We start from the raw sequence: 9,191 nt of genomic DNA on the forward strand, positions 1-9,191 counted from the left end.
GACGCGGGGCGGGCGGGCCCGGCGACACCCCGACCCTGGACGAGTACGGGCGCGACCTCACCGAGGAGGCGCGGGCCGGCCGGCTGGACCCGGTGGTCGGCCGGGCCGAGGAGATCGAGCAGACCGTGGAGGTCCTCTCCCGGCGCACCAAGAACAACCCGGTGCTCATCGGGGAGCCCGGCGTCGGCAAGACGGCGATCGTCGAGGGGCTGGCGCAGCGGATCGTCGCCGGGGAGGTGCCCAGGGCGCTGCGGGACCGCCGGGTGGTGGGCCTGGACCTCGCCGGGCTGGTCGCCGGGTCCAAGTACCGGGGGGAGTTCGAGGAGCGGCTGAAGAAGGTGATCGACGAGGTCACCGCGGCCGACAAGAGCGTCATCCTGTTCATCGACGAGCTGCACACCGTCGTCGGCGCGGGCGGGGGAGGCGAGGGCGCCATGGACGCCGGGAACATCCTCAAGCCGGCACTGGCCCGGGGCGACCTCAGCGTGGTCGGCGCGACCACCATCGACGAGTACCGCCGGTACATCGAGAAGGACGCCGCGCTGGAACGCCGCTTCCAGCCGGTCATGGTGCCCGAGCCGAGCGTGGCGGAGACGGTCGAGATCCTGGGCGGGCTCCGGGACGCCTACGAGGCCCACCACCAGGTGCGCTTCACCGACGAGGCGCTGGACGCCGCCGCGGCCCTGTCCGACCGCTATGTCGCCGACCGCTTCCTGCCGGACAAGGCCGTCGACCTGATGGACCAGGCCGGGGCCCGGGTGGGACTGCGCAGTGTGGGCGGTTCGGTCGAGGCGGACGAGTTGGAGGACCGGCTCACCAGGCTGCGCAGGGAGAAGGACGAGGCGGTCAGCACCGAGGACTACGAGCGCGCCGGGGAGCTCAAGGAGCGCATCGGGCAGGTGGAGGAGGAGCTGGCCGCGGTCGGCGGCGGGCGGGAGCGGGCGCCCAGCGTCACCGCCGAGGACATCGCCGAGGTGCTCTCGGCCCGTACCGGCATCCCGCTCTCGCAGCTCACCGAGACCGAGCGGGACCGGCTGATGAGGCTGGAGGACGCCCTGCACGAGCGGGTGGTGGGTCAGGAGGAGGCGGTGTCCGCGGTCGCCCAGGCGGTACGGCGCGGCCGGGCCGGCATGGGGGACCCGGACCGTCCCACCGGCAGCTTCCTGTTCCTGGGGCCCACCGGTGTCGGCAAGACGGAACTGGCCAAGGCGCTCGCGGAGTTGCTGTTCGGGAACGCCGACCGGATGGTCCGCTTCGACATGAGCGAGTTCCAGGAGAAGCACACCGTCTCCCGGCTGGTGGGCTCCCCGCCCGGCTACGTGGGGTACGAGGAGGCCGGCCAGCTCACCGAGGCGGTGCGCCGCAAGCCGTACACCGTGGTGCTCTTCGACGAGGTGGAGAAGGCCCACCCGGACGTCTTCAACCTGCTGCTCCAGGTGCTGGACGACGGGCGGCTCACCGACGCCCAGGGGCGTACCGTCGACTTCCGCCACACCGTGGTCATCATGACCAGCAACCTCGGCTCCCAGCGGATCCTGGCGCACCAGGGGGCGGTCGAGGAGATCCGGGACGAACTGATGGCCGACCTCCAGGCGCACTTCCGGCCCGAGTTCCTCAACCGCGTCGACGAGGTCATCGTCTTCCACGCGCTGACCCGGAAGGACCTGGTGCGGATCGTGGACCTGCTGCTGGACCGCAGCCGCCGCCGGCTGCGCGCCCAGCAGGTCGACCTCACGGTCACCGAGTCCGCCAAGGAATGGCTGGCCAACCGCGGCTACCAGCCCGAGTTCGGCGCCCGTCCGCTGCGCCGCACCATCCAGACCGAGCTGGACAACCGGCTCTCCACCATGCTGCTGGACGGCACGCTCAGCCCCGGCGACACGGCCGCGGTGGACGTGGCCGACGGCGAACTGGCCGTGCGGCCGACCGCCGCGCCGGCCACCTCGGTGTCCGGATGAGCCGATCGGCCGACCGGCCGGCACGCGGGTCTCAGCGCGGCGGGCGCCGGGCGTTGTGGCGGACCCGGAGCCCCAGGTAGACGAAGGCGGCGAGGAACACGATCACGCCGATGACCAGCAGGTAGCCGAGGCTCGCGGCGACCACGCCGATCAGGCCGAGCACGATGGCGATGAGGATCAGTAGCAGGAAGAGCGTCATGGCACCGGGTCCTCCTCGGCCGTCGGTGCGTCGGCCGGCCGGGCCTGCCGCCGGTCCCCGGCCGGCGCCGGCGGGGCAGGCCCGAGTCGGATCGGTACGCCCGGGGGCGCCGCCTCAGCGGCGGGCCAGGCGTCGTTCGCCGCCCGTCCCGGTCCGGTACTCCAGCTTGTAGTGGGCGAAGACGGCGGATTCCTCCTCGGCGGGCAGCACCCCGTCGAGGTCGATGGACGGGGCGTCCTTGACCTGGTTCTTCGCGTAGCGGACCTTCAGGTAGCCGGGACCCACCCGGGCCCCGTCGAGGGGTACGAACACCAGCCGGCGCCGCATCGGCATACCGGTGGCGACCGTGGCGAAGGCAGGCTGGTCGGTGGCGGTGTCCACGTAGATCGACTCCAGGCTGCCGATCTTGCTGCCGCCCTCGTCGACCACATCATGGTCGCGCCACTCGCGGATGTCGTCCGGCTCGAACACGATGGACCTCCCGCTGTCGGCTGATTACATGGTCCATCGTTCGCCCGGTCCGGGCCACTTCATGGCGCCCGGACCGGGCGTTCCGCGATTCCGCGCACGGCCTCAGACGCCGTCCACCGCGGCGACGGTGAACGGGCCGTCCGGGGTGCCCGGGCCCATCGGGCCGCCCTTGTCGAACTGGGAGCGGACGACCAGGATCCGGCCCTGGCTGCGGACCAGGGTGGTCGGGGTCTGCAGGGCGGTGTCGGTGACCCTGCGCTCCAGCCGCGCGCCGCGGCCGTCCCCGGACAGGTGCCAGCGGGTGATGCTGTCGCTGCGGTTGTGCGCGGCCCACAGGGTGCCGTGGCGCAGCTCCAGACCGTCCCCGTCGACCAGGTCGGCGCCGCGCAGGGCCACCTCCTCCACCCCGCCGGAGGCCGGGTCCAGCCGGTACAGCTTGCCGCTGGTCATGTCGACGGTGAGGACGTAGCGGCCGGCCGGGTCCACCGCGATCCCGTTGAGCGCGAAGGAGCCGGCGGGGTGGCCGGGGAGGGCGGCGGCCAGGTCGTAGCCGGTGCGCAGGGCGGCGGTGCCACCGTTCTCGGTGGCCCGGCGCAGGTCGCCGGGGGTGACCCGGTAGACCAGGTCGAGCCGGCTGTCGGTGACGTAGGCGGTGCCGTCCGGGGCGAGGGCGACGTCGTTGAGCCAGGCGCCCGGCTTCGGCGGATCGAGCCGGGCCAGCAGGGTGCGGCTGCCGGTGTCGTACACCGACAAGCCGTCCTGCGAGACCACCCACAGCCGGCCCGCCCGGTCCACCTTGAGGCCGCCGGCGGTGGTCCGCCCGTCCGTACCGGCCGGCAGGAACACCTCCGCGGTGCGTCGGCCCGGGGTGACCGTGTAGACGGCGCCGGTGGTGAACGAGGAGACGTAGAGCGCGCCGGAGCGCGGGTCGGCGGCGATGCCCTCCGGGTAGACGCGGTCCCCGGGCAGCACGTAGGCGGTGCTGATACGGGCCGTGTCCCTGGTGAGGGGTGCCGAGGCGGCAGGGCCCGCGGCGGGGCCGGCGGCCAGCGCCGCCGGGCCGAGCGCCCCGGTGAGCAGGGTGAGCGCGGCGGCGCCCAGCGCCAGAGCGGTGGTCCGGGCGGTGCCGGTCGGGCGGGTACGCGGACGGGGGTGCGGAAGGTGCCGAGGCATGGAGGTCTCTTCTCCCGAGCTCTCAAACGATCAGGTGAGCCGTAACCATAGTTAGAACCCTAATCTTCGGCAAGGTTCGAATGACCGTAAGGAGGCGAATGCAGGCAAGAGTCCTAAGTTTCGTGAGGGATCGAAGGGCTGATTACGATGCGAAGATGACGATGCCCAGCTCCGAACGCCTCGGTGCGTACGTCAAACGCACCCACCAGGCGCTTCATGCGACCAAGCAGGCCGTGTTGAAGCCGGCGGGGCTGACCGTCCCGCAGTACGCGGCGCTGCTCCACCTCTCGGAGCACCCGGGTATCTCGGCCGCCGGCTTGGCCCGGGCCTGCGCCGTCACCCCGCCCACCATGAACACCGTGCTGAAGAACCTCCAGGAGCGCGGGCTGGTGGACCGCACCCCGCACGCCTGGCACGGCAATGTGCTGGAGACCCGGCTCACCGAGGCCGGGCAGACGGTGCTCGCGGACGCGGACGCCCGCGCGGTACGGGTCGAACGGGCCCTGGCCGAGGAGTTCACCGAGGAGGAGCGCACCACCCTGATCGCCCTGCTCGACCGCTGCGTGGACCTCCTGGAAGCGGTCCGCCCGGGCCCGGAGCCGAAGTAGCCCCAGACCGCCGGGGGCAGTCGGTTCCGCGGTGGTGGCTCTCCGGGCTCCGGGCTCAGCCGGTGCCGGCCACCGCCGCGGCGGCTCGCAGGCATTCGGGGCGGGCGGGCGGATGTTCGAGCAGCCCCGGACACCTCCGGGCGGCTCCCGTCACGCCGCCCCCATCCGGTACTCCTGCGGACTGACCCCGCGCACCCGCTTGAACGCCGCGCTCAGCGCGAACGCGCTGCCGTACCCCACCCGGCGGGCCACCGCCTCCAGGGTGGAGTCCGGCTCGCGCAGCAGATCCGCGGCGAGGGCCAGCCGCCAGCCGGTCAGATAGCCCATCGGCGGTTCACCGACCAGCTCGCTGAAGCGCCGGGAGAGCGCGGCGCGGGACGCCCCGGACTCGGCGGCCAGCTCCGCCACCGTCCAGGGGCGCGCCGGATCGTCGTGCAGCAGCCGCAGCGCGCGGCCCACCACGGGGTCGCCCTGGGCCACGTACCAACCGGGGGCCGCCGCCTCCGGGCCGGCGAACCAGGCGCGCAGCGCGGCGATCAGCAGCAGGTCCAACAGCCGGTCCAGGACCACCTCCTGACCCGGCCGGTCCTTGGCTATCTCCTCCTCCAGCAGGGCGATCAGCGGGGAGTCCCAGGAGTGGTGCGGGAGCACCAGCATGGCCGGCAGCATCCCGAGCAGCCGGCGGCTGATCTCGCCGCCCATCCGGTAGGTGCCGACCAGCAGCATCGTCTCGGCGTCCGGCCGGTCGCCCCAGGTGCGCACTCCCAGCTCCATGGACTCGCACAGCTCCGTGCCGTCCAGGGTGCTGGTGTGGCCGTCGGGGTGGACCAGGATGGTCGGCGCGGTGGCCGGGTCGTCCGCGAAGACGTACGGGTCCGGGCCCCGCATGATCGCGATGTCCCCGGGGCCCAGCCGGTGCGGCGCGCCGCCGTCCGGGATCGCCCAGGCCGTGCCGCGGACCACGCTCACCAGGGTCAGCGGTGCCCGGTCCGCCACCCGCATCGACCACGGCGGATCGAGGACGGCCCGCAGGAGAAAGGCCCCGCGGGCCCGCGGCCCGTCCAGAAGTCCGGCGAGAACGTCCATGCGCCACAGCGTAGATCGCGCCGAGACGCAGACGTATGGGCGCGAGCCGATCACTCATGTTCCGGACGGCGTGCGGCGGCTTGACTGGGAGCACCGAAGAGAGGCGCGGCACGGCGGAGAGCGGCCCGCGCGACGGCAGGAGGACGGGGACGATGACGGCGACGATACGGAGCGCGGCACTGATCGCGGCGACGGTGACCACGGGGCTGGGCGCGGGGCTCTTCTACGCCTTCTCCTGCGCGGTGATGCCCGGGCTGCGGCAGTCCGACGACCGGACCTTCGTGACCGCGATGCAGCGCATCAACGTGGCCATCGTCAACGGCTGGTTCATGATCAGCTTCATGGGGGCGCTGCTGCTCACCGGGCTGGCGCTGTTCCTCCAGTACCGCGGCGGAGACCGGGCGCCGCTGCCCTGGCTGGTGGCCGGACTCGCGCTCTACCTGGCCATGTTCGTGATCACGGTGGCCTTCAACATCCCGCTCAACGACCAGCTGGACGCGGCCGGCGACCCGGCCCGCATCCACGACCTGGCGGCGGTACGGGAGCGGTTCGAGACGGTGTGGGTGCGCTGGAACATCGTGCGGGCGGTGGTCTCCACGGCTGCCTTCGGCTGCCTGAGCTGGGCGCTGGTCCTGCACGGCCGCACCAGCCGGGGGTGACCGGTAGGACGCGTGAGCGTGCGGGCGTGAACGCGAGGGCGCGAACGTGCGGGCGTGAGCGCAGCATGAACGCGATGGCGCGAAGTGCGGCGCGAACGCGAGGGCCCGCCGCCCGGCTTCTTTCTCGGCCGGGCGGCGGGCCCTCGCGTCGTCGGGGGTCAGCCCCGGAGTTCCGCCATCCACGCCTCGACCGCGTCCGCGGTGCGCGGCAGCGCCGCGGAGAGGTTGCGGTTGCCGTCCTCGGTCACCAGGATGTCGTCCTCGATCCGGACGCCGATGCCCCGGTACTCCTCGGGGACGGTGAGGTCGTCGGCCTGGAAGTACAGGCCGGGCTCCACGGTCAGGCACATGCCCGGCTCCAGGACGCCCTCCGCGTAGGACTCGCGGCGGGCGGCCGCGCAGTCGTGCACGTCCAGGCCGAGCATGTGCCCGGTGCCGTGCAGCGTCCAGCGGCGCTGGAGGCCGAGCTCCAGCACCTTCTCCACGTCCAGGTCGCCGAACAGACCCCACTCCACCAGCCGGGTGGCCAGCACCCGCTGCGCGGCCTCGTGGAAGTCGAGGAACCGCCCGCCGGGCCGGACCGCGGCGATACCGGCCTCCTGGGCCTCGTACACCGCGTCGTAGATCTTGCGCTGGAGCGGGGTGAAGCGGCCGTTGATCGGCAGGGTGCGGGTGACGTCCGCGGTGTAGAGGCTGTGCGTCTCCACCCCCGCGTCCAGCAGCAGCAACTCGCCGGAGCGGACCGGGCCGTCGTTGCGCACCCAGTGCAGGGTGGTGGCGTGCGGGCCGGCCGCGCAGATGGAGCCGTAGCCGACGTCGTTGCCCTCGACCCGGGCGCGCAGGAAGAAGGTGCCCTCGATGTAGCGCTCGGAGGTGGCCTCGGCCCGGTCCAGGACTTTCACCACGTCCTCGAAGCCGCGCACCGTGGAGTCCACCGCGGTCTGCAGCTGGCCGATCTCCCACTCGTCCTTGACCAGGCGCAGCTCGCTGAGGAAGACCCGCAGCTCCTCGTCGCCCTCGGCGGTGGTGCGGCCGGCCAGCGCCGCCTCGATGCCCGCGTCGTGGCCGCGCACCATCCGTACCGGGCCGGTGGCCGCGCGCAGCACGTCGGCCGCCTCGCGCACATCCGCGCAGGCCAGGCCGAGCAGCTGCGCGGCCTCGGCCAGGCTGTTGCGGCGGCCCACCCACAGCTCGCCCTGGCCGTCCAGCCAGAACTCGCCGTTGGCCCGGTTGGAGCGGGGCAGCAGGTAGAGGGTGGCCTCGTGGCCCTGTTCGCCGGCGGGCTCCAGCACCAGCACGCCGTCCTGGGTCTGGTCACCGGTGAGGTGCACGTACTCGGTGGCGGCGCGGAAGGCGTACTCGGTGTCGTTGGACCGGGTACGGAGGTTGCCCGCGGGGATGACCAGGCGCTCGCCGGGGAAGCGCGCGGAGAGCGCGGCGCGGCGGCGGGCGGCGTAGCGGGCCTGCTCGACCGGCTGCAGGTCGCGCAGCTCGGTGTCGGCCCAGCCGGACTGCATGTTCTCGGCAAGCTCGTCGGAGACGCCCGGGTACAGGCCGTTCTTCCGCTGCTTGATCGGCGCTTCCTCCTCCGCGGTCTCCAGGGTCTCCGGGGACTCGGCGGCGGTCGGCTGCTCGGTCACGTGTTCCTCCTCGCAATGGGCCGACGTCCATCGTAGGCGTGGGCCCAGTGGCCGGAACACGGGTGTGACGTATCTGGCGAACAGGGGCGATCCGGCACACCGTCCCGCGCGGCTCGGCCGCCCGATCCCCACCGGCGAGGTCGGTTCCCGTCCCGCCACCGCGCTCTCCGCCCCGGCGGCCGGTCGCCGCTCGGCCTGCCGAGTCCGCCGAGCCTGCTGAGTGCGCTGAGTGCGCTGAGTGCGCTGAGTCCGCTCTGTCTACGGCCGAGTCCGCCGAGCCGCCGGGCCCGCTCTTGCTACCGAGTCTGCTGAGGCCGCCGAGCCCGCTCAGCTTGGTCAGACCGCCAAGCCTGCTCGGACCGCCGAGCCCGCCCCAGCCTGCCGAGTCCGCTGAGTCTGCTCGGCCCGCTCAGTCGAAGTGGGCGGCGAGCAGCACCACGTCCTCGGTGCGGTCCGCGGCGGCGGGCGGGTGCGGCAGTACGGTGCGCAGTACGTGGTCCGCCAGCGCGTCCGGGTCGTGCCGCAGGGATCTGGGCACCCCGGCCGCCGCGGCGTGCAGCCGGGCGAAGGCGCGGTCCATGTCGTCGCCGGTGCGGTGCAGCAGCCCGTCGCTGTACAGGAGGAGCGTTTCCCCCCTGAGCGCCTCGATCACCACGCTGGGCGCCTCCCAGCAGGACAGCATGCCCAGCGGCGCGGAGAGCGTGGTCTCCACGAACTCGGTGCGGTGGTCGCCGACGATCAGCGGCGGGCAGTGGCCGGCCCCGGCCAGCACCACCCGGCGCAGCGCCGGCTCGCAGTAGCCGAAGAGCGCGGTGGCGGTACGGGCCGGCTCGGTCAGCCGCAGCAGCAGCTCCAGATCGGAGAGGACGGCGACCGGATCCTCGCCCTCCATCACGGCGTACGCCCGCAGGGAGGCCCGTAGCCGCCCCATCGTGGCGACCGCGCTGGGTCCGGAGCCGGAGACCGCGCCGACCGCCAGCCCCAGCGCGCCCTCGGGCAGCGCCAGCGCGTCGTACCAGTCACCGCCCCCTTCCGCGCCGGCGCGGTGCCGGACCGCGAGCCGGACGCCGGGGACGCGGGGCAGCCGAGCGGGCAGCAACTCCTCCCGCAGGGTGGCGGCGGTCCTCCGGGCGCGGGTGAGCTCCACCAGCCGGGCCAGGTGTTCGGCGGCGTACTGGCAGTACAGGCCGAGCAGCCGGCGCTGGCGCTCGGCCGGCTCGGTCGGTTCGTCATAGAGCCAGACCACCGCGCCGAGCCGACCGGGTACGGCCGCGTCCCCGTCGGTACGGGCCCGTGGCGGCCCGGAAGCGGAGGGGATGCCGCCGGTCGGCGCGGGCGCGGCCGGTCCGGGGCCGCGGGGTCCGGGACCCCGGGGTGCGGGGCCCGGGGTCCCGGAC

Annotated in this window: 9 protein-coding genes; 3 read left to right on the forward strand and 6 right to left on the reverse strand. The window is 73.6% G+C overall.

What is annotated here, in order from left to right; all coding sequences use genetic code 11:
* Window positions 1–1,958: ATP-dependent Clp protease ATP-binding subunit (locus E4099_RS23970; protein WP_135341194.1), on the forward strand; the 1,958-nt coding region annotated here is incomplete at its 5' end.
* A 31-nt stretch (window positions 1,959–1,989) separates the two neighbouring features.
* Here E4099_RS23970 and E4099_RS33165 read toward each other — a convergent pair.
* The 3 genes from E4099_RS33165 to E4099_RS23980 all read right to left on the reverse strand — a co-directional run bounded on the left by E4099_RS33165 (window position 1,990) and on the right by E4099_RS23980 (window position 3,801).
* Window positions 1,990–2,157 carry a hypothetical protein gene (locus E4099_RS33165; protein ID WP_167828460.1) on the reverse strand — a complete coding sequence of 56 codons (168 nt, stop codon included), beginning with the start codon at window positions 2,155–2,157 and terminating at the stop codon, window positions 1,990–1,992.
* A 114-nt stretch (window positions 2,158–2,271) separates the two neighbouring features.
* On the reverse strand, window positions 2,272–2,628 hold the full coding sequence (locus E4099_RS23975) for a PRC-barrel domain-containing protein (protein ID WP_135341195.1): 357 nt from the start codon (window positions 2,626–2,628) through the stop codon (window positions 2,272–2,274).
* 102 nt (window positions 2,629–2,730) lie between these two features.
* On the reverse strand, window positions 2,731–3,801 hold the full coding sequence (locus tag E4099_RS23980; protein ID WP_209446710.1) for an SMP-30/gluconolactonase/LRE family protein: 1,071 nt from the start codon (window positions 3,799–3,801) through the stop codon (window positions 2,731–2,733).
* Between the two features lie 155 nt (window positions 3,802–3,956).
* Between E4099_RS23980 and E4099_RS23985 the strand changes: the two genes are divergently transcribed.
* The gene (locus tag E4099_RS23985; protein WP_245245125.1) at window positions 3,957–4,409 is read left to right on the forward strand and encodes a MarR family winged helix-turn-helix transcriptional regulator; all 453 of its coding nucleotides are present in this window, start codon (window positions 3,957–3,959) and stop codon (window positions 4,407–4,409) included.
* A 150-nt stretch (window positions 4,410–4,559) separates the two neighbouring features.
* Here the strand turns inward: E4099_RS23985 and E4099_RS23990 are convergent, their stop codons facing one another.
* Window positions 4,560–5,495 carry an AraC family transcriptional regulator gene (locus E4099_RS23990; RefSeq protein ID WP_135341196.1) on the reverse strand — a complete coding sequence of 312 codons (936 nt, stop codon included), beginning with the start codon at window positions 5,493–5,495 and terminating at the stop codon, window positions 4,560–4,562.
* A 152-nt stretch (window positions 5,496–5,647) separates the two neighbouring features.
* On the opposite strand from E4099_RS23990, the gene E4099_RS23995 reads away from it, so the two are divergent.
* On the forward strand, window positions 5,648–6,154 hold the full coding sequence (locus tag E4099_RS23995) for an anthrone oxygenase family protein (RefSeq protein ID WP_135341197.1): 507 nt from the start codon (window positions 5,648–5,650) through the stop codon (window positions 6,152–6,154).
* A 158-nt stretch (window positions 6,155–6,312) separates the two neighbouring features.
* Here E4099_RS23995 and E4099_RS24000 read toward each other — a convergent pair whose 3' ends face one another.
* Together E4099_RS24000 and E4099_RS24005 are read right to left on the reverse strand one after the other, a co-directional pair.
* Window positions 6,313–7,794: an aminopeptidase P family protein gene (locus E4099_RS24000; protein WP_135341198.1), complete on the reverse strand. Its 1,482-nt coding sequence runs from the start codon at window positions 7,792–7,794 to the stop codon at window positions 6,313–6,315.
* A 409-nt stretch (window positions 7,795–8,203) separates the two neighbouring features.
* On the reverse strand, window positions 8,204–9,191 hold a 988-nt coding region (locus E4099_RS24005; protein ID WP_135341199.1), incomplete at its 5' end, for a PP2C family protein-serine/threonine phosphatase.

It is taken from the genome of Streptomyces palmae (genome assembly GCF_004684805.1).
GTDB classification, from domain to species: Bacteria; Actinomycetota; Actinomycetes; order Streptomycetales; family Streptomycetaceae; genus Streptomyces; species Streptomyces palmae.

Coding starts and splice junctions, on each gene's coding strand:
- E4099_RS23990 (WP_135341196.1), bottom strand. CDS start 5,495: ATGGACGTTCTCGCCGGACTTCTGGACGGGCCGCGGGCCCGCGGGGCC.
- E4099_RS23985 (WP_245245125.1), top strand. CDS start 3,957: ATGACGATGCCCAGCTCCGAACGCCTCGGTGCGTACGTCAAACGCACC.
- E4099_RS33165 (WP_167828460.1), bottom strand. CDS start 2,157: ATGACGCTCTTCCTGCTACTGATCCTCATCGCCATCGTGCTCGGCCTG.
- E4099_RS23995 (WP_135341197.1), top strand. CDS start 5,648: ATGACGGCGACGATACGGAGCGCGGCACTGATCGCGGCGACGGTGACC.
- E4099_RS23980 (WP_209446710.1), bottom strand. CDS start 3,801: ATGCCTCGGCACCTTCCGCACCCCCGTCCGCGTACCCGCCCGACCGGC.